Raw genomic sequence first — 19429 nt, 5'->3', positions numbered from 1 at the left:
GTCGGCGGACGGGGCGCGATCATGCCGCGCCCGGCTCCACGCCGGGCCCCAATTCGGGCTCCGCGGCCGGTCCGGCACTCCGCCGCACGGGCCTCTCGGTCAATCCATAGGGTTTTCCCTCGACTTCACGGACGTATCCGTCAAATCAGCACAGCAAGCGGTCACTTGGGCGCTTCTTGGTGTTCGCATTCCCCAGGCATGAAGTGTTCGTCGTAAGAGTGGCCAGCACGTCGAGTGATCCACTCGCGTCGAACCACATACAGGGGGTCCTATGAGATCCAATCGCGCCGCGCTGCGCGCCGGAGCGAGCATGGCAGCGACACTGCCCATGATCGCCGGCGCGCTGGCGCTCGGCATACCCGCGGCGCACGCCGCGGACAGCCCGGCCCGTGACACGCTCGCCGGGACCAAGCCCGCGTGGGCCACGGCCAAGGCGGACAAGGGCGCGACCGCGGACAGCGCCCAGGTCTCCGCTCGCGTCTACCTCGCGGGACGCGACGCGACCGGCCTCGCGCAGTACGCGAAGTCGGTCTCCGACCCGAGCTCCGCCGCCTACGGCAAGTACCTCTCCGCCGACCAGGCGCAGGCCCGCTTCGGGGCGACCGACGCCCAGGTGGCGGCGGTCAAGTCGTGGCTGACGGCAGCCGGTCTGAAGGTGACCGGCACCAGCCGGCACTACGTCTCCGTCAGCGGTGACGTGGCCGCCGCCGAGAAGGCGTTCGGCACCCAGCTGCACAACTTCGCCAAGGGCGCCAAGACCTACCGCGCACCGGCGAAGAGCGCGACGGCGCCCGCGAGTCTGGACGGCGCCGTCCTGACCGTCACCGGTCTGGACAACGCGCCGCACAAGGCCGCCTCCAAGGACCAGCTGCCGCCGCCGGACGCGGTGTTCAAGAACTCGGGGCCGTTCTCCTCGTACTACGGCTCCAACACCGCGAGCAGCCTCCCGTCGGCGTACGGCAAGAAGATCCCGTACGCCGTGCAGGGGTACACCGGCAAGCAGTTGCGGTCCGCCTACGGGGCCGGGAAGTTCACCGGCAAGGGCGTGCGCGTCGCCATCACCGACGCCTTCGCCTCTCCGACCATCGCCTTCGACGCGGCGACGTACGCGAAGGCGCACGGCGACGCGTCCTGGAAGACCGGGCAGCTGCGCCAGGTCCTGCCGGCGAACTACACGAAGACCGAGGAGTGCGGGGCGGCCGGCTGGTACGGCGAGGAGACCCTCGACGTCGAGGCCGTGCACGCGGTCGCGCCGGCCGCGAACGTCACGTACGTGGGCGCCGCGTCCTGCTTCGACGACGACCTGCTCGACTCGCTCAGCAAGGTCGTCGACAACCACCTGGCCGACATCGTCTCCAACTCGTGGGGCGACATCGAGGCCAACCAGACGCCGGACCTGGCGGCCGCCTACGACCAGGTCTTCCAGTTCGGCGCGGTCGAGGGAATCGGTTTCTACTTCTCCTCCGGCGACAACGGCGACGAGGTCGCCAACACCGGCACCAAGCAGGTCGACACCCCGGCCAACTCGGCGTGGGTGACGGCGGTCGGCGGCACCTCGCTGGCGGTCGGCAAGAACGACAAGTACCTGTGGGAGACCGGCTGGGGCACCGACAAGGCCTCGCTGTCGGCCGACGGCAAGAGCTGGACGGGCTTCCCGGGCGCGTTCACCTCGGGCGCGGGCGGCGGCACCAGCAAGACGGTCGCCCAGCCGTACTACCAGAAGGGCGTCGTCCCGAGCGCGCTCGCCACGGCCAACAACGCCGCCGGCAACCGCGTCGTCCCGGACATCGCGGCGATCGCCGACCCGAACACCGGCTTCAAGGTCGGCCAGACCCAGACCTTCCCGGACGGGACCCAGCAGTACAGCGAGTACCGCATCGGCGGCACCTCGCTGGCGGCGCCGGTCATCGCGGCCGTGCAGGCTCTGGCCCAGGAGGCGCACGGCGGCGTGGCGATCGGTTTCGCCAACCCGTCGATCTACTCCAAGTTCGGGTCGCGGGTCTACCACGACGTCACGGACAACCCGACCGGGTCCGGCCTCGCGGTCGTGCGCGTCGACTTCGCCAACAGCATCGACGCGACCGGTGGTCTGCTGACCTCCGTGCGCAGCCTCGGCAAGGACAGCTCGCTGTCGGCCGTGAAGGGCTACGACGACGTCACCGGCGTGGGCACGCCCACGAACGGCTACGTGGAGTCGTACAAGAAGCACTGAGGCGCAGCAGGCAGGCGCTTTGAAGGGGCGCGGGGCAGGTCACCCGCGCCCCTTCGTCGCGCGTGGACGCGGTTCCCGGGGCGGCGCACACCCCCGCGCCCCCGATCGCGTCGCTTTGACGATTAGACTGGGCCCGTGCCTGAGTCGAACTTCTGGTCCCTTTATCAGCACGGTTTCGCGCGTGTCGCCGCATGCACGGGTCACACCGTCATCGCCGACCCGCCGGCCAACGCCCAAGCGGTCCTGCGCCACGCGCGCCGGTGCGCGGAGGAGGGGGTGGCCGTCGCCGTCTTCCCGGAGATGGTGCTGTGCGGCTACTCCATCGAGGACCTGCTGCTGCAGGACGCGCTGCTCGACGAGGTCGAGTCGGCGCTGCAGGAGGTGGTGGCCGGATCGGCCGGTCTGCTGCCGGTCCTCGTCGTGGGCGCCCCGCTCCGGCACCGCAACCGGGTCTACAACTGCGCGGTGGTCGTGCACCGGGGCCGTGTCCTCGGCGTCGTGCCCAAGTCGTACCCCCCGAACTACCGGGAGTTCTACGAGCGCCGGCAGATCGGCGACGGCGCCGACGAGCGCGGCGGTTCCGTCCGCGTCGGCGGCGAGACCGTGCCGTTCGGAGTCGACCTGCTGTTCACCGCGCAGGACGTCCCCGCTCTGGTGCTGCACGCGGAGATCTGCGAGGACATGTGGGTGCCGGTGCCGCCCAGCGCGGAGGCCGCGCTCGCCGGCGCGACCGTCCTCGTCAACCTGTCGGGCAGCCCGATCACGGTCGGGCGGGCCGAGGACCGCAAGCTGCTGTGCCGCTCGGCCTCCTCCCGCTGTCTGGCCGCGTACGTCTACGCCGCCGCCGGACTGGGCGAGTCGACCACCGACCTGTCCTGGGACGGCCAGGCCATGGTCTACGAGAACGGCGTGCTGCTGGCGGAGACCGAGCGGTTCCCGCTCGGCGACGAGTACGCGGTCGCCGACGTCGACCTCGACCTGCTGCGGCAGGAGCGGCAGCGGATGGGCACCTTCGACGACAACCGCCGTACGCACCGTGCGCGCACCGAGGACTTCCGCACGGTCGGGTTCATGCTCGACCCGCCCTCCGCCGACCTGGGGCTGCGCCGCCGTCTGGAGCGCTTCCCGTTCGTGCCGGCCGACGCCGACCGCCTCGCCCAGGACTGCTACGAGGCGTACCACATCCAGGTCGAGGGGCTCCAGCAGCGGCTGGCGGCGATCGGCGGCCCCAAGGTGGTCATCGGGGTGTCCGGCGGTCTCGACTCCACGCACGCGCTGATCGTCGCGGCCCGCGCGATGGACCGGGCGGGCCGCCCGCGCAGCGACATCCTGGCCTGGACCCTGCCCGGCTTCGCCACCAGCGACCACACCAAGGACAACGCCCACAAGCTGATGAACTCGCTCGGCGTCACCGCGGCCGAGCTGGACATCACGCCCACCGCGCGACTGATGCTGCGGGAGATGGGCCACCCGTTCGCCTCCGGCGAGCCGGTGTACGACGTCACCTTCGAGAACGTGCAGGCCGGGCTGCGCACCGACTACCTGTTCCGGCTGGCCAACCAGCGCGGGGGCATCGTGCTGGGCACCGGCGACCTGTCGGAGCTGGCGCTCGGCTGGTCCACGTACGGCGTGGGCGACCAGATGAGCCACTACAACGTCAACTCCGGCGTGCCGAAGACGCTGATGCAGCATCTGATCCGCTGGGTCGTCAGCAGCGGTCAGTTCGACGAGGAGACCGGCAGGACGCTCGCCGCGATCCTCGACACCGAGATCAGCCCGGAGCTCGTGCCGGGCGAGGAGATGCAGTCCACCGAGTCGAGGATCGGCCCGTACGCGCTGCACGACTTCACGCTCTTCCATGTGCTGCGCTACGGCTTCCGGCCGTCGAAGATCGCCTTCCTGGCCTGGCACGCCTGGCACGACGCGGACGCCGGCGACTGGCCGCCGGGCTTCCCCGACGCGAAGCGGGTGGCCTACGACCAGGCCGAGATCAGGCGCTGGCTGGAAGTCTTCTGCCGTCGCTTCTTCGCGTTCGCGCAGTTCAAGCGGTCGGCGATGCCCAACGGGCCGAAGGTGTCGGCGGGGGGTTCGCTGTCGCCGCGGGGTGACTGGCGGGCGCCGTCGGACAGTTCGGCGGCGGCCTGGCTGCGGGACCTCGCACGCTTCGACGAGTGAGCGGGGGCTGCCGCCCGGCGGCCGGGTGCCGGTCGGTGGTACCGGTGGGCCGGTACCGGCGCCCGGCAGACCGTGGCCGGTGGGGCGGTGGAAGGCGCGGGCCGGGGGCCGGTGGGAACGTGCGGGCCCGCTGTGGCCGGTCGCGCAGTTCCCCGCACCCCTGAAGGCCGGGGCCACGCCCCGGCCCCCCTGCGCACACCCCACCCGGCAGGCGCCGGACAGGCCCGACCCCTGAGGGGGCCGGGCCCGGTTGTCAGTGGTGGGCTTCTGCCGTCGCCGGGCGGGGGCGGTGGGTGGCGACGACGCGGTCGCGGAAGGCGGGCCGCTGGGTGCGGCGGGCGTCCACGGCGTACGCGATGCCCGCGACGAGCAGGCCGAGGGCGGCCAGGACCGCGCCGGCCAGCGCGGGCGAGGTGACGCCGAAGCCGGCCGTGAGGGCCAGGCCGCCGAGCCAGGCGCCGCCGGCGTTGGCCATGTTGAAGGCCGCCTGGTTGGCCGAGGAGGCGAGGGAGGGGCCGTCGGCCGCCTTCTCCATCACCATCAGGTTCAGCGGCGATCCCGTGACGAACGCCGCCACGCCGAGCAGGACCACGGCCAGCGCGCCGCCCCACTGGGTCGTCATCAGCAGCGGGAAGAGGGCCAGGACCAGGACCAGCGAGGTGAGGCCGGCGAAGAGCGTCGGGCGCATCGCGCGGTCGGCGAGGCGGCCGCCCAGCAGGTTTCCGGCGGTCGCGCCGACGCCGAACAGTGCCAGCAGCAGCGTCACGCTGGAGTCGGCGAACCCGGCGGAGTCCGTCAGCATCGGCGTGATGTAGCTGTACGCGGAGAACAGCGCGCCGAAGCCGGCCACGGTGGTGCCGAGTGCCAGCCAGACGGGCAGCGAGCGCAGTGCGGCCAGTTCACGGCGCAGGCCGACGGCGGGCGCCTGGGCGTGGTCGCGCGGGATGAGCAGGGCCAGGGCGGCGATGGCGACGAGGCCGATGACGCTGACGCCGAGGAAGGTCGCACGCCAGCCGAGGTGCTGGCCCATGAGGGTGGCGACGGGGACGCCGGCGACGTTGGCGACCGTGAGGCCGAGGAACATCAGCGACACCGAGCGGGCCTTGCGCTCCGGGGCGACCAGGTTGGTCGCGACCACCGCGCCCACGCCGAAGAAGGCGCCGTGCGGCAGACCGCTGAGAAAGCGGGCGGCCAGCAGCCAGCCGTCGTCCGGAGCGAGCGCCGAGAGCGCGTTGCCCGTGACGAAGAGGGCCATCAGGGACATCAGGACCGTGCGGCGGGACATCCGTGCCGTCGCCGCGGCCAGCAGCGGCGCACCGATGACGACGCCCAGCGCGTACGCGGAGACGAGGTGTCCGGCCGCCGGGATCGAGATGTGCAGGTCGTCCGCGACCTCGGGCAGCAGACCCATCATCACGAACTCGGTGGTGCCGATGCCGAAGGCACCCACGGCCAGGGCGAGCAGGGCCAGGGGCATGAAGAACTTGCCTTTCAGAGAGAGCGGGTTCCGTTCACCATACGCTTCGTATGTTCAAGTACGGAACAAAGTCTCCCCGGCCCGGTATTCCGGCAGGCGACGCCCCGGTTACGGTGTGGTGACCTTCACACGCGCCGCCACCGGCAGATGGTCGCTGGCCGTCTGCGGCAGCGTCCAGGAGGTGACCGGGTCCACGCCCTTCACCATGATCTGGTCGATCCGGGCCATCGGGAACGACGCCGGCCAGCTGAACCCGAAGCCGCTGCCCGCCGCGCCCTGCGTGGAACGCATCTGCGACGTCACGGCGTTGAGCGAGCGGTCGTTCATGGTGCCGTTGAGGTCGCCCAGCAGGATCACCCGGGTCAGCTTCTCGTCGGCGATCGCCTCGCCCAGCGCGTCCGCGCTCGTGTCGCGCTGCCGGGCCGTGAAACCGGCCCGCAGCTTCACCCGCACCGAGGGCAGATGGGCGACGTAGACGGCGACCTCGCCCTGCGGCGTCGCCACGGTCGCCCGCATCGCGCGCGTCCAGCCCAGCTTGATGTCGACGGGCTTCACGGTGCTGAGCGGGTACTTGCTCCACAGGCCGACCGTGCCCTGCACCGAGTGGTACGGATACGTCGCCGCCAGCGTCTTCTCGTACACCGGCGCCGCCGTGGCGGTCAGTTCCTCCAGGGCCACCACGTCCGCGTCCGACGCGGCCACGTCACGGGCGGTGCCGGCCGGATCGGGGTTGTCGGCGTTGACGTTGTGGGTGGCCACGGTCAGGTCGCCGCCGCTGCCGGTCCGGTCGACGAGGAGTCCGCCGAAGAGATTCACCCAGACCACGGCCGGCAGGACGACGGCGATCACCGCGGTCGCCGACCTGCGCACCAGCGCGAGCACCAGCAGCACCGGGACGAAGACGCCGATCCAGGGCAGGAACGTCTCCGTGAGACTGCCGAGGTTGCCGAACCGGTTGGGGATGCGCGAGTGCAGCAGCATCACCAGGGCGAGCGCCAGCGCGATGCCGGCGAGGACCAGACCGCGCCGCCAGATGCGCGGATCGCCGCGCCAGCCCGTCGACAGCCGGCCGACGAAGCGTCCGATCAGGCGCCGGAGCCGGGCTCCCCGAGGCTCGTGTCCCGAGCCGCCGTTGTCGTCCGTCTCCGTCATGTACGCCTGCTGCGCCATACCGTCGCCTCACTGCCTGCCGTGCACACCGTACGTCCCCCCGGGTACGACCCTAGGCGATGATCGGCTTCGTTCTCGCCGTCTCGTGACGGCCGTACGGGCAGGAGGACGAACGGGGCGCCCTCAGGGGTTCCGGCCCCGGGACGCGTGGCCCGCTCTGTGACGCAACACGCACATGCGCGTTACGGAACGGGGGCGCTGACGGGGCGTAGCCCGGCCAGCAGTGTGTCGACGATGCGCTCCGGCAGGTACTCGGGCAGGTCGGCGTCGGGCCGCAGGACGGCGCGGACCAGCATCGGCCCGACGAACAGGTCGTTCACGAGATCGACGTCCACGTCGAGACGCAGTTCGCCGTTGCGCTGGCCCCGGCGCAGGACTTCGATCCCCAGCCTGCGCCGGGGTGCTATGACCGTGTTGTTGTAGGCGGCCCAGATCTTCGGGCTGCTCTTCATCTGGGCCTGCACGTTGTGCAGGATGGCCGAGGAACGGTTGACGAGGCCTCGCCGGCGCAGCGACTCCAGCAGCACGATCAGGTCGTCCCGCATGGAGGTGCCGGGGAGTTCCAGGTCGTCGGGCTCGGCGGTGCGCAGGACGTCGACGAAGAGTTCTTCCTTGCCGCTCCAGCGGCGGTAGATGGCGGCCTTGCCGACACCGGCGGTGCGGGCGATGCGCTCGATGGAGATCTCGGCGAGCGGTACGCCCTCCTCCAGCAGCTTCATCACGCCCTCGATGATGGCCCGTTCCACGGCCTCGCTCCGGGGCCGGCCCCGGACCGGCTGCTCCGCGGCTGTGCTGTCGGCGGGGCTCACGTCCATTGTTCCTTTCGTCGGGCTGGGAGAATTGTCGCCCGGACGACGGGCGGAACGGCCACTCCCGGCCGCTCCGCCCCCGTCCGCTAGGGCTTCGCCCGCGCCAACTCCTCCTTTTCCGCCTCCTCCTGAGCGGGCTTCGGCCGGCCCGGCAGGAAGACGGCCACCACGATCGCGCCCACGAGGGCCACCCCGGCCCCGCACAGGGCGGTGACGTGCATGGCGTGCAGGAAGGCGTCATGGGCGGGCACGACCAGCGCCCGGCCCTGGTCGCCGAGCTTGTCGGCGACCCCGAGGGTGGCCTCGATGGATTCGCCCGCCGTGTCGCGCAGGCCCGCCGGCAGCGCCCCGAGGTGACCCTCGATGCCGTTGCGGTACGACGTCGACAGCACGGAGCCGAGCACGGCGATGCCGAGCGCGCCGCCGACCTGACGGAAGGTGTTGCTCAGCGCCGAGGCGGAGCCCGCCTTCTCGCGGGGCAGGGCCTGCATGATGACGACGCTGGTCGGGGTCATGATGTGGGCCATTCCCGCGCCCATGAAGAAGAAGACGATCTCCAGGAGCCAGATCGGGGTGTCGGCGTCCAGGGTGGCGAACGCGACGAGCGTCGCGGCGAGGACGAGCATCGCCGCCGTGGTCGTCGCCCGGATCCCTATGCGGTCGACGACGAGCCGGGCGCGCGGCGCGAAGATCAGCTGGGCCGCGGCCAGCGGCAGCAGCAGCAGGCCGGTCTGCAGCGGCGAGTAGCCGCGCACGCTCTGGGTGTAGAAGACCGAGAAGAAGGTCACGCCCATCAGCGCGAAGAAGACCAGTGCGATGACGGAGATCGCGGCCGAGAACACCTTGTTCTTGAAGTAGTCCATGTCGACGGACGGGTGGTCGCTGCGCTTCTCGAACACCACGAACGCGGCCAGGACGACCAGGCCGCCCCCGATCGTCGCCAGCACCGTCGGGTCCGTGAAGTCGGCCAGTTCACCGCCCTTGATGATGCCGTACACGAGCAGGACGAGACCGACCACCGACAGGACGACGCCGACGAGGTCGACGCGGCCGGGCTTCGGGTCGCGGGACTCGGGCACCAGCCACAGCATCAGCCCGAACGCGAGCAGCACGATCGGCACGTTGATCAGGAAGACCGAACCCCACCAGAAGTGACCGAGCAGCAGTCCGCCGGTGATGGGACCTATGGCGATGGCGAGTCCAACGCCGCCGGCCCAGATGCCGATCGCCTTGGGCTGCTCCTCCCGGTCGAAGACGTTCATCAGGACGGCCAGCGTGGCGGGCATCACGAAGGCCGCACCGAGGGCCATGAGCGCGCGGAAGGCGATGAGCTGGGTGGGCGAGCCGGACTCGGCGGCGAGCGCGGAGCCGATGCCGAACACCGCCAGTCCCCCGAGCAGGACCTTCTTGCGGCCGATGCGGTCGCCGAGGAGCCCGGCGGTGAACAGCAGTCCCGCGAAGACGAGGGTGTAGGCGTTGATCGCCCACTCCAGCTCGCTCTGGGTGGCCCCGAGGCCCGTCGGGGCGGGCGTCGAGATCGTCTTGATCGCGACGTTCAGGATCGAGTTGTCGAGCACCACGATCAGCAGGCTCAGCATCAGGACGCCGAGGATCGCCCAACGACGCCGGTGCACCGCTTCCGGTATGCGCGGAGCGGTGGGGACGGCAGGAGTAGTCATGACGTCGAGCCTAGAACACTTCCGATACGGAACCGTCTCGTATCGATACCGTCGACGCGTTTCTTACTGAGGCTTTACCCACAGGGGGCGCTCTGGCCCTCACTGGCACGAGGTGCCACCATGGGGGGTGGTCCGGGGACGCCGTGAGGGCGCCCCGAGATGACGAAGGAGCCGTTGCAATGACGCAGTTCTCGGCTGCCCAGACGAAGTCCACCGACGGCAGCAAGGCGCTGTACGGGGGCAAGGGCACACGCCGTATCACCGTCCGCGACCTCTCGCTGGCCAAGGAGCGCGGCGAGAAGTGGCCCATGCTCACCGCGTACGACGCGATGACCGCGTCCGTCTTCGACGAGGCCGGGATTCCCGTGATGCTCGTCGGCGACTCGGCGGGCAACTGCCACCTGGGCTACGAGACGACCGTGCCCGTCACCCTCGACGAGATGACCATGCTGTCGGCGGCGGTCGTACGAGGCACCTCCCGCGCGCTGATCGTCGGCGACCTGCCCTTCGGCTCCTACCAGGAGGGGCCGGTGCAGGCGCTGCGCTCGGCGACCCGTCTGGTCAAGGAGGCCGGCGTCGGGGCCGTCAAGCTGGAGGGCGGCGAGCGCTCGCACCGGCAGATCGAGCTGCTGGTGGAGTCCGGCATCCCGGTCATGGCGCACATCGGCCTGACCCCGCAGTCCGTGAACGCGATGGGCTACCGGGTGCAGGGCCGCGGCGAGGAGGCGGCCGCCCAGCTGCTGCGGGACGCCAAGGCCGTGCAGGACGCGGGCGCGTTCGCGGTGGTGCTGGAGCTGGTGCCGGCGGAGCTGGCGGCCGAGGTCACGCGCGTGCTGCACATCCCGACGGTCGGCATCGGCGCCGGCCCCGAGACCGACGCGCAGGTGCTGGTGTGGACCGACATGCTCGGTCTGACCGGGGGCCGGGTGCCGAAGTTCGTCAAGCAGTACGCGAACCTGCGTGAGGTCATGGGGAACGCGGCGAAGGCGTTCGCGGAGGACGTCGTCGGCGGAACGTTCCCACTGGACGAGCACTCCGTCCACTAGAGCCGGCCCCGCACCACGACCGGCCCCGCACCACGATCCACCCCCGACCCACTCCGCACCACGACAGCCCGCCGACCGTCCCCCGTCGGCGGGCTGTCCCCCTTCGCGCCCGAACCGGCGCCGCTCCGCGGAGGTGACCGCGCGCCGTCGTGGTCCCTCGACCGGTGGCGGCGGTGCTCGTCGGGGATCTGTCGGCCACGCCGGCCGCTGTCGGTGACCTGTCGGTGGTTTGTCGGTGGGGGGCGGCACTGTTGCCTCCATGACACGAATCGACAAGAAGCCCGAAGGCGTGACGAGCGCCGTGACCGTTCGGGGGCTGGTGAAGCACTACGGCGAGACGAAGGCCCTGGACGGGGTCGACCTGGACGTGCACGAGGGCACCGTGATGGGGGTGCTCGGTCCGAACGGCGCCGGGAAGACCACCCTCGTGCGGATCCTGTCCACCCTGCTCGCCCCCGACAGCGGACACGCGACCGTCGTCGGCTACGACGTCGTACGCCAGCCCCGGCAGCTGCGCCGGGTCATCGGGCTCACCGGGCAGTACGCGTCCGTGGACGAGAAGCTCCCCGGGTGGGAGAACCTGTATCTCATCGGGCGGCTGCTCGACCTGTCCCGCAAGGACGCCCGGACCCGCGCCGACGAGCTGCTGGAACGCTTCTCCCTCACGGACGCGGCCAAGCGCCCGGCGAGCACGTACTCCGGCGGCATGCGGCGAAGGCTCGACCTGGCCGCGTCGATGATCGGACGTCCGCAGGTGCTGTTCCTGGACGAGCCGACCACCGGACTCGACCCCCGCACCCGCAACGAGGTCTGGGCCGAGGTCAAGCGGATGGTCGGCGAGGGCGTGACCGTCCTGCTCACCACCCAGTACATGGAGGAGGCCGAGCAGCTCGCCTCCGAGCTGACCGTCGTCGACCGGGGCAAGGTCATCGCGAACGGCGCCATCGAGGAACTGAAGGCGAAGGTCGGCGGCCGCGCGCTGCGGGTCCGCCCCGCCGACCCGGCACAACTGCGCCCGCTCGCCGGGTGGATCGACGACCTGGGCCTCACCGGGCTCGCCACCACGACCGTGGACGCCGAGCGCGGCTCGGTCCTGGTGCCGGTCCTCAGCGACGAGCAGCTGACCGCCGTGGTCGGCGCGGTCACCGCCCGGGGCATCACGCTGGCCTCCATCACCACCGAACTGCCCAGCCTGGACGAGGTGTTCCTCTCCCTGACCGGCCACCGCGCCGGCGCCGCGGACGACGCCTCGCCCGCCGACACCCGCGAGGAGGTCTCCGTATGAGCACCACGACCGCTCCGATCGCCGACATCGAGGCGGACGCCCGCATCCCGCTGCGCGGCCACCTGCGCCACACCGGCGCCCTGATCCGCCGCAACCTGCTGTGGATCCGGCAGGACCCGGAGTCGATGTTCGACGCGCTGCTGATGCCGATCGTCTTCACCCTGCTGTTCGTGTACGTCTTCGGCGGCTCCATCGGGCAGGCGCTGGGCGGCGGCCAGGACGGCTACGTCCAGTACGTGATCCCCGGCATGATCGCGATGATGAGCATGACGCTGTCCCAGGGCGTCGGCACCGGCTTCAGCCAGGACTTCAACTCCGGCGTCATGGACCGGTTCCGCTCGCTGCCGATCGGGCGCGGCTCGGTGCTGTTCGCGAAGATCTCGGTGGAGATCGTCCGGATGCTCTTCGCGACGACCGTGCTGATGATCGTCTCCGTCCTGGTCGGATTCGACATCGAGAGCTGGCCGGGACTGTTCGCGGCCGTGGGGCTGTCCACGGTGTTCGCCTCGTCGATCATGTGGGTGTTCCTCACCCTGGGCGTGGTCCTGAAGAACGCGCAGTCCGTGCAGGCCATGGGGTTCCTGGTGCTCTTCCCGCTGCAGTTCGGCTCGTCGATCTTCGCCCCCACGGCGTCGATGCCGGGCTGGCTCCAGGCCTTCACCGACTACAACCCGCTGTCCGCGCTCGCGGACGCGGCGCGCGGTCTGATGTCGGGCGGCCCGGTCGCGCACGGCCTGTGGATCACGCTGGCCTGGTCGGTCGGGATCACCGCCCTGATGGCCCCGATCGCCATCCACAAGTTCCGCACCAAGAGTTAGGCCGTGTCCGGCCCAGGCGGATCGATCGATGCGCGTTCCACCAGGGCGGTGGCCTCCTCGTAGGAGAGGCCGCCGCCCTCGGCGTACGCGGCGGTGAACTCCTCGTCGCCGAGGGCGGCCCGGGCGCCGGCCAAGGCCAGGTCGTGCGCCTCCCGCTCCCAGCGCGTGTGCACGTGCCCCGGCGGCAGCAGCGCGTCGGCGGCGCCCAGACAGCGGGCGGCGGCCCCGGCGCGGCTGCCGCCGTCCACGCCGACGAGAGCGCTCGCGGCGACGCACAGGTAGACGGAGCGCATCTGCGGGGCGACGGCCAGGGACAGCGGGTCGCCGGCCCGCAGCAGAGCGACGCGGACGCCGGTCAACGCCCGCGCGTACCGGGCATCGGCGGCGTCCAGCCAGGCCTCCGCGCCCTGCACGAAGGCGTCGAAGGCCGCGAAGTGCACGAAGTCGAAACCCTCGCGCAGCAGCCGGATCTGCTCACGCGCCTCGCCCCGGCGACCGGTGCTGCCGAGCCAGCCGATGAGGAAGAGACGGGCCGCCGGGACGGCCTCGTCCCCGATGTGCTCGGCCCCGTCGATCACCTCGCGCAGCAGGCGTTCGCCCCGCTCCTCGTCCCCCACCTCCAGCAGCACGCTGCCCAGCCGCGCCCCGAGGACCGCCGCCTGCGCCCGGGCGTTCAGCCGTTCGGCGTGGTCGATGGCGTCCTCGTAGTCCGCGGCGGCCCTGCGGTAGGCGCCCAGCCGCTCATGGGCCTCGGCGCGGGCGGAGAGCGCCTCGGCGGTGCCCCAGGCGTCGTCGAGCTGCCGGAAGATCTCCAGCGCCTCGTCGGCGTCGCGGAACGCGCTCCGGGCCCAGTCGGACCGGTTGGCGAGGATGTTGGCGCGCAGCTGCAGACAGGAGGCGAGCTCCCACTCGTAGCCCGGCGTGCGGCGGCAGGTGCCGATGTTGGCGTCGATGATCTCGCGGATGCGCTCCACGTCGCCGATCATCAGCACGGCGAAGAACCAGAGCAGGCCGGGCGCCCGGCAGGTCTGCGGGAGTCCCGGCTCGTAGGCCTCGGCGATCAGTCGCAGCTTGGCCCGCGCGTCCGGGCTCCGCAGGGCCGTCGACTCGGGGGCTATCGAGGCGAGATGCGCCAGGTGCACGCCCCGGCGGGCCTCCAGAAGCATCTCGCCGGTCAGCGGGGGAGGGTCGTCGGTGCACGGCCTCCACACCGGGGCGGCCCGGCGCAGTGGTTCGGCGAACGGGTCGGGCCCCAGGGCCATGACCTCGGCGCACCAGGCGCGGGCCTCCAGACGCAGGTCGCGCATCTGCCAGTACCAGACCAGTGACAGGGTCAGGCTGAGCGCCTCCTGCTCGTCGCGCGCGTCCACGGCCCGGCGCAGCGCCGTGCGCAGGTTCTCGTACTCCAGCTGGAAGCGGTCGACAGCCTCGCGCTGACCCGACCCGCGCAGCAACGGCTCGGTGGTGCGGGCGAGTTCGCGGTAGTACGTCAGATGCGCCCGCTCGGCCGCCTCCCTCCGCCCCGACTCGTCGAGCCGCTCGCCCGCGTACTCGGCGACGGTCTCCAGAAGCCGGTAGCGCATGCCCCCGCCGGGCCCTGGAGCGGCGACGACGAGCGACTTGTCGACCAGGGAGGCGAGGGAGTCCAGGGGGCTCCGGGGAGCGCGGGAGGCGTGGGGCGTGCGGGAGGCATGGGGCGTGCGGGAGTCGTGGGCTCGGTCGCGGGCGGTGGCAGCCGAGGGGCCGAGGTCCGGCGGGGCGGGCGGCGCGCAGACGGTCTCGACCGCGGCGAGGTCGCAGCCCCGGGCGAAGACGGAGAGCCGGGCCAGGACGTCGCGTTCGTCCTCGTCGAGCAGGTCCCACGACCAGTCGACGACGGCCCGCAGGGTCTGCTGGCGGGGGAGCGCCGTACGGCTGCCGGAGGTGAGGAGACGGAAACGGTCGTCGAGCCGGTCGGCGATCTGGCGGGGCGTCAGCATCCGCAGCCGGGCGGCGGCCAGCTCGACGGCGAGGGGCAGGCCGTCGAGGCGCCGGCAGATCTCGGCGCAGGCCTCGGGGTCGTCCTCGACGCGGAACCCCGGCCGGGCGGCCGCGCCCCGGTCGGCCAGCAGCCGCAGCGCGGCCGGTTCCGGCAGCGGGTCCAGCGCACGCAGGACCTCCCCGGGCACGCCGAGGGGCTCACGGCTGGTGGCCAGGACCGTCACCCCGGGACAGCGCGCCAGCAGTTCCTCGACGAGCCGGGCGGCCGCCTCCACCACGTGTTCGCAGTTGTCCAGGAGGATGAGCATGCGGCGTCGGGCACAGTGCTCGACCAGCCGCTCCACGGGGTCGCCGCGGCGCTCGGCGACGGCCCGCAGCTCCTCGGCGCCGGCGCCGTACAGCACGGTCTCACGCGCCCCCACGGCGGTGAGGACGGCCTGCGCCACGGCGTCCGGGTCGGCCACGGGCGCGAGCTCGGCCAGCCAGACGCCGTCGTGCGCCGTGTCCCCCACGGCCTCGGCGGCCTCCTGCGACAGCCGTGTCTTACCGGCCCCGCCGGGCCCCAGCAGGGTGACGAGGCGGGCGCTCGCGAGGTCGCCCCGGATGGCCGCGATGTCGTCCTCCCGGCCGACGAACGAGGTGAGCCGCGCCCGGAGGTTGCCCGGTGGGGCCGTCGCCCCGGCCCGCGGGACCTGCGCCGACCGGACGGCCGCTGCCCCGGTCTCCGCCGGTGCTCCCGGGGGATCAGGGGCCTCCCGGGCCTGCCCGGCGAGCAGTTCGGCGTGCAGGGTGCGCAGTTCGGGCCCTGGGTCGGCGCCGAGGCGGTCCGCCAGCAGCCGGCGCACCTCGTCATAGGCGGCCAGCGCCTCGGCGGTGCGGCCCGCGTCGCGCAGGGCGCGCAGCCGCAGGGCCTGGAGCGGCTCGTCGAGCGGGTGGGCGTCGCACAGCGCGGTGAGCTCGGGCAGCGACTGCCCGGCGTGGCCGAGGGCGATCGCGGCGGTGTGCCGGGCGCGCGCCGCGTCCAGGCGACGGGCCTCCCAGCGGGCGGCCTCGGGGGCCCGGTCGGGCAGGTCGGCGAGGGCCGGGCCGTGCCACAGGGCGAGCGCGTCGTCCAGCAGGACGGCCGCCTTGGCGGGATCGCCGTCGGCCAGAGCGCGCGTCCCGTCGCCGGTCAGCCGCTCGAAACGGTGCAGGTCGACGTCGTCGGGAGCGACCGCCAGCCGGTAGCCGCCCTCGGCGGAACGGATCTCCTCCGCTCCGAGCGTCCGGCGCAGTCGTCCGACGAGCGCCTGCAGCGCGCCCGACGCGTCGGCGGGCAGGTCCCCGGCCCAGACCTCCTCCGTCAGCAGCCCTGCCGGAACGCTCCGCCCGGCGCGCAACGCCAGCACGGTGAGCAGGGCACGCAGGCGCGCCCCGCCGACGGCCACGGGGGTCCCGTCGGGGCGGAGTGCCTGAGTGGTGCCGAGAATGCGGTAGCGCACGGGGTCATTGTCCCCGGCGCGGGCGGCGACGGTCACGGGGTTCGCCCGGAGTGGCGACGGCCGTCACGGCTCCCCGGCCCCGTGATCCACTCGGCCCCCGTGATCCACTCGGCCCCCGTGGTCCGCTCGACCGCCATGGTCCGCTCGATCCCCCGTGGTCGGCTCGGCCGCCGGGGTCCGCTCGACCGCCTAGGTCCGCTCGGCCGCCGAGGTCGGCTCGACCCCCGTGATCCGCTCGGCCGCCATGGTCCGCTCGATCCCCCGTGGTCGGCTCGGCCGCCGGGGTCCGCTCGACCGCCGAGGTCCGCTCGGCCGCCGAGGTCGGCTCGACCCCCGTGATCCGCTCGACCGCCATGGTCCGCTCGATCCCCCGTGGTCGGCTCGGCCGCCGGGGTCCGCTCGACCGCCGAGGTCCGCTCGGCCGCCGAGGTCCGCTCGGCCCCCGTGATCCGCTCGGCCGCCATGGTCCGCTCGATCCCCGTGGTCGGCTCGGCCGCCGGGGTCCGGCACGTCCCCGTGGTGCGCCCGGCGCGACCGGTTCTCACGGTCCGGGCGGGCGGTCCCCACGGCCTGCTCGGCCTGCTCGGCCTGCTCGGCCCGTCCGGGGGCCGCGGGCGTCGGCGGGAGCCCGGCGGGCGGACCGGCGCGGGGCGGAACCCGGGGCCCGGCATGAGACGTTTCCCCGGTGTGCCCGGTACGGTCGGGCAGTTCCACACGTGCGTACGACCTCAGGGGGCCCCATGACGACCGCCACCACCCGTCACGGCGAGCGGCGGATCAGTCCCGTCTTCGTCGGCATCCTGGCCGTGACCGCGGTCACCGGCTGGGCGACCTGGACGGGCTTCGCCGAGCAGCCCGGCGTCGCGGTGTTCCTGTTCGTGACGGCGGCCTGGATCGTGTCCCTGTGCCTGCACGAGTACGCGCACGCGCGGACCGCCCTGCACAGCGGCGACATCTCGGTCGGCGCGAAGGGGTATCTCACCCTCAACCCGCTCAAGTACACGCACGCCCTGCTCAGCATCGTGCTGCCGGTGCTGTTCGTGATCATGGGCGGGATCGGTCTGCCGGGCGGCGCGGTGTTCATCGAGCGCAACCGGATCCGGGGGCGGTGGCGGCACAGTCTGATCTCGGCGGCCGGACCGCTGACGAACGTGCTGTTCGCGGTGGTGTGCACGGCGCCGTTCTGGCTGGACGCGCTGGACGGCGTGCCGGACGACTTCCGGTTCGCGCTCGGCTTCCTCGCCATGCTCCAGGTGACGGCGGCGATCCTGAACTTCCTGCCGGTGCCCGGTCTGGACGGCTACGGGGTCATCGAGCCCTGGCTGTCGTACGGCGTGAAGCGCCAGGTCGAGCCGTTCGCGCCGTTCGGCCTGCTGTTCGTGTTCGCGCTGCTGTGGGTGCCGTCGGTGAACGGCGCGTTCTTCGACGTGGTCGACGCACTGCTGCGCGGTCTCGGCATCAGCGACGTGGACACGTACTGCGGTCAGTCGCTGTACCGCTTCTGGGAGGGCACGAACGAGTTCTGCTCGGTCAGCCGGTGACCTGGGTGCGGTCCGCCCTGCGCGCCTTGTCCCGCTTCAGGTAGTACCAGGTCATGTTGGACGACAGGCCCGCGAGCAGCACCCACACGATCCCCAGGAAGCTGCCCTGGACGAAGGAGACGACGGCCGCGGCCACGGCGAGCACGCAGACGACGAGGGTGTAGAGGGCGAGTCGCCGGGTCGGGCTGGGCGGGGGCAGGGCGGGCATGTCGGTCGGCTCCTGTCGGGGGGACACTGCTTCGCCGTCCAGTGTCCCCCATCCGCTCAGACGTCGGTGACGCGCAGCCCGGCGTGGGCCTTGTAGCGGCGGTTGACCGAGATCAGGTTGGCGACCAGGGACTCCACCTGGTGGGCGTTGCGCAGCCGGCCCGCGAAGACTCCGCGCATGCCGGGGATACGGCCCGCCAGCGCCTGCACGATCTCGACGTCGGCCCGCTCCTCGCCCAGCACCATCACGTCGGTGTCGATCTCGTCGATCTCCGGGTCCTGGAGCAGGACCGCCGACAGGTGGTGGAAGGCGGCGGCGACGCGCGAGTCCGGCAGCAGGGCGGCGGCCTGTTCCGCCGCGCTGCCCTCCTCCGGCTTGAGCGCGTAGGCGCCCTTCTTGTCGAAGCCGAGCGGATTGACGCAGTCGACGACGAGCTTGCCGGCCAGTTCCTCGCGCAGGGACTCCAGCGTCTTGCCGTGGCCGTCCCACGGGACGGCGACGATCACGATGTCGCTGCGGCGCGCGGTCTCGGCGTTGTCGGCGCCCTCGACGCCGTGTCCGAGCTCGTCCGCGGCAGCCCTGGCGCGGTCGGCGGCGCGCGAGCCGATGATCACCTTCTGGCCGGCCCTGGCGAGGCGGTAGGCGAGGCCCTTGCCCTGCGGGCCGGTGCCGCCGAGCACGCCGACGACCAGTCCGGACACGTCGGGAAGGTCCCAGGGGTCCTTGGCGGGGGCCTTCGCCGGGGCGTCCCCGGGGGTGTTGTGAGCACTGTCGGTAGAGGTCATGGGCCGACTTTACGTGGGCGCTTCCGGCCGCCCTTCCCCATGTCGGGTGAACGGGGGGCGAACCCCGGGCCGGCGGCGGCGGGTTGCGGCAGCATGCGGGCGCATGGACGCCGTACGGGTCGCGTTGCTGCGTGAGGTGCTCGCCGGGACCGAGTGGCTGGGGGCCACCCGGAGGTTCGCCGGGGTGCTGCGGGGGTCGGTCGTGTCGCACGGGGGCGGGCTGCTGCTGGCGGGCACGGCGGAGTACGAGCCCTGGCATCTCGCCGCGCACCTGGTGGACGAGGCGGCGTGGTCCGGCACGCCGGAGCTGGCGCCCACGCTGGTCCGCCACGATCCGCGCCCCGGCGACCCCGCGCACCTCGCGGTGGGCCCGGGCCGGATCGAGGCGGCGCGGCGGGGCGAGACGCTGCTGGTGGCGTCCCCGTCGGCGGACGCACCGCTGCTCGAACGGGTGGCGGACGCACGCCGGGCCGGGGTCACCGTGCTCGCCCTCGGTCCCGTCGAGGCGGATCTGACGGCGCTGGCGCACGAGACGCTCGCCGTGCCGGACGGCTCCGAGCTGGACCTGGACACCGTGCAGCACCTGGTGAGCGCCGCGGCCGGCGAGACGCTGCCGCCGACCCGGGGGCGCCGGCGCCTCGCCGACCGCCTCTCCCGCCTCGCCGAACGTCTGACCGCGCCGCCCCCTCCCCCCTGGTGACGTCGATGGCGTCGATGCCGTCGGAAAAGCGGTTGTCCCCGGCTCTCCCTCCGGCCGACCATG

The 19429-nt window shown here is 72.6% G+C and carries 14 protein-coding genes; 7 read left to right on the top strand and 7 right to left on the bottom strand.

The features are described 5' to 3' along the window. Positions 1–271 precede the first annotated feature (271 nt). Positions 272–2212, top strand: a complete 1941-nt coding sequence (locus BG482_RS21920; RefSeq protein ID WP_069770783.1) for a protease pro-enzyme activation domain-containing protein — start codon at positions 272–274, stop codon at positions 2210–2212. Between the two features lie 135 nt (positions 2213–2347). Further along, positions 2348–4387 carry an NAD(+) synthase gene (locus tag BG482_RS21915; protein ID WP_069770782.1) on the top strand — a complete coding sequence of 680 codons (2040 nt, stop codon included), beginning with the start codon at positions 2348–2350 and terminating at the stop codon, positions 4385–4387. A 253-nt stretch (positions 4388–4640) separates the two neighbouring features. Here BG482_RS21915 and BG482_RS21910 read toward each other — a convergent pair whose 3' ends face one another. The 4 genes from BG482_RS21910 to BG482_RS21895 form a co-directional block, all read right to left on the bottom strand. After that, on the bottom strand, positions 4641–5864 hold the full coding sequence (locus tag BG482_RS21910) for an MFS transporter (protein WP_069770781.1): 1224 nt from the start codon (positions 5862–5864) through the stop codon (positions 4641–4643). Between the two features lie 108 nt (positions 5865–5972). Beyond that, positions 5973–7034, bottom strand: coding sequence for an endonuclease/exonuclease/phosphatase family protein (locus BG482_RS21905; RefSeq protein ID WP_069770780.1), 1062 nt, complete (start codon positions 7032–7034; stop codon positions 5973–5975). 182 nt (positions 7035–7216) lie between these two features. After that, positions 7217–7849: a TetR/AcrR family transcriptional regulator gene (locus BG482_RS21900; protein ID WP_069770779.1), complete on the bottom strand. Its 633-nt coding sequence runs from the start codon at positions 7847–7849 to the stop codon at positions 7217–7219. An 80-nt stretch (positions 7850–7929) separates the two neighbouring features. Then, positions 7930–9522 carry an MFS transporter gene (locus BG482_RS21895; RefSeq protein ID WP_069770778.1) on the bottom strand — a complete coding sequence of 531 codons (1593 nt, stop codon included), beginning with the start codon at positions 9520–9522 and terminating at the stop codon, positions 7930–7932. Between the two features lie 179 nt (positions 9523–9701). Between BG482_RS21895 and panB the strand changes: the two genes are divergently transcribed. The 3 genes from panB to BG482_RS21880 all read left to right on the top strand — a co-directional run bounded on the left by panB (position 9702) and on the right by BG482_RS21880 (position 12671). Beyond that, positions 9702–10568, top strand: a complete 867-nt coding sequence (panB, locus tag BG482_RS21890) for a 3-methyl-2-oxobutanoate hydroxymethyltransferase (RefSeq protein ID WP_069770777.1) — start codon at positions 9702–9704, stop codon at positions 10566–10568. A gap of 259 nt (positions 10569–10827) precedes the next feature. Next, on the top strand, positions 10828–11853 hold the full coding sequence (locus tag BG482_RS21885) for an ATP-binding cassette domain-containing protein (protein ID WP_069770776.1): 1026 nt from the start codon (positions 10828–10830) through the stop codon (positions 11851–11853). After that, positions 11850–12671 carry an ABC transporter permease gene (locus tag BG482_RS21880; protein WP_069770775.1) on the top strand — a complete coding sequence of 274 codons (822 nt, stop codon included), beginning with the start codon at positions 11850–11852 and terminating at the stop codon, positions 12669–12671. Before BG482_RS21885 ends, BG482_RS21880 begins: the two co-directional genes overlap by 4 nt. Here BG482_RS21880 and BG482_RS21875 read toward each other — a convergent pair. After that, entirely contained in the window at positions 12668–16132 is a 3465-nt protein-coding gene (locus BG482_RS21875; RefSeq protein WP_256096436.1) for a BTAD domain-containing putative transcriptional regulator, read from the bottom strand. The two genes, BG482_RS21880 and BG482_RS21875, sit on opposite strands and share 4 nt — an antisense overlap. Positions 16133–16872: 740 nt before the next feature. On the opposite strand from BG482_RS21875, the gene BG482_RS21865 reads away from it, so the two are divergent. Then, positions 16873–17673: a site-2 protease family protein gene (locus BG482_RS21865; protein WP_069770772.1), complete on the top strand. Its 801-nt coding sequence runs from the start codon at positions 16873–16875 to the stop codon at positions 17671–17673. On the opposite strand, the gene BG482_RS21860 is transcribed toward BG482_RS21865, so the two are convergent. Together BG482_RS21860 and npdG are read right to left on the bottom strand one after the other, a co-directional pair. Then, positions 17663–17881, bottom strand: coding sequence for a hypothetical protein (locus BG482_RS21860; protein ID WP_069770771.1), 219 nt, complete (start codon positions 17879–17881; stop codon positions 17663–17665). The genes BG482_RS21865 and BG482_RS21860 overlap by 11 nt on opposite strands. Before the next feature lie 56 nt (positions 17882–17937). Then, positions 17938–18666 carry an NADPH-dependent F420 reductase gene (npdG, locus tag BG482_RS21855; protein ID WP_069770770.1) on the bottom strand — a complete coding sequence of 243 codons (729 nt, stop codon included), beginning with the start codon at positions 18664–18666 and terminating at the stop codon, positions 17938–17940. Between the two features lie 103 nt (positions 18667–18769). Between npdG and BG482_RS21850 the strand changes: the two genes are divergently transcribed. Continuing rightward, entirely contained in the window at positions 18770–19366 is a 597-nt protein-coding gene (locus BG482_RS21850) for a hypothetical protein (RefSeq protein ID WP_069770769.1), read from the top strand. Positions 19367–19429: the final 63 nt, after the last annotated feature.

It is taken from the genome of Streptomyces sp. LUP30 (assembly GCF_001746365.1).
In the GTDB taxonomy this organism is placed as follows: domain Bacteria; phylum Actinomycetota; class Actinomycetes; order Streptomycetales; family Streptomycetaceae; genus Streptomyces.
Note: the sequence above shows the minus strand (reverse complement) of the source record. Positions and strands in the feature narration are given on the sequence as shown.

Coding starts and splice junctions, on each gene's coding strand:
- panB (WP_069770777.1), top strand. CDS start 9,702: ATGACGCAGTTCTCGGCTGCCCAGACGAAGTCCACCGACGGCAGCAAG.
- BG482_RS21850 (WP_069770769.1), top strand. CDS start 18,770: ATGGACGCCGTACGGGTCGCGTTGCTGCGTGAGGTGCTCGCCGGGACC.
- BG482_RS21895 (WP_069770778.1), bottom strand. CDS start 9,522: ATGACTACTCCTGCCGTCCCCACCGCTCCGCGCATACCGGAAGCGGTG.
- BG482_RS21920 (WP_069770783.1), top strand. CDS start 272: ATGAGATCCAATCGCGCCGCGCTGCGCGCCGGAGCGAGCATGGCAGCG.
- BG482_RS21900 (WP_069770779.1), bottom strand. CDS start 7,849: ATGGACGTGAGCCCCGCCGACAGCACAGCCGCGGAGCAGCCGGTCCGG.
- BG482_RS21885 (WP_069770776.1), top strand. CDS start 10,828: ATGACACGAATCGACAAGAAGCCCGAAGGCGTGACGAGCGCCGTGACC.
- npdG (WP_069770770.1), bottom strand. CDS start 18,666: ATGACCTCTACCGACAGTGCTCACAACACCCCCGGGGACGCCCCGGCG.
- BG482_RS21910 (WP_069770781.1), bottom strand. CDS start 5,864: ATGCCCCTGGCCCTGCTCGCCCTGGCCGTGGGTGCCTTCGGCATCGGC.
- BG482_RS21880 (WP_069770775.1), top strand. CDS start 11,850: ATGAGCACCACGACCGCTCCGATCGCCGACATCGAGGCGGACGCCCGC.
- BG482_RS21860 (WP_069770771.1), bottom strand. CDS start 17,881: ATGCCCGCCCTGCCCCCGCCCAGCCCGACCCGGCGACTCGCCCTCTAC.
- BG482_RS21865 (WP_069770772.1), top strand. CDS start 16,873: ATGACGACCGCCACCACCCGTCACGGCGAGCGGCGGATCAGTCCCGTC.
- BG482_RS21905 (WP_069770780.1), bottom strand. CDS start 7,034: ATGGCGCAGCAGGCGTACATGACGGAGACGGACGACAACGGCGGCTCG.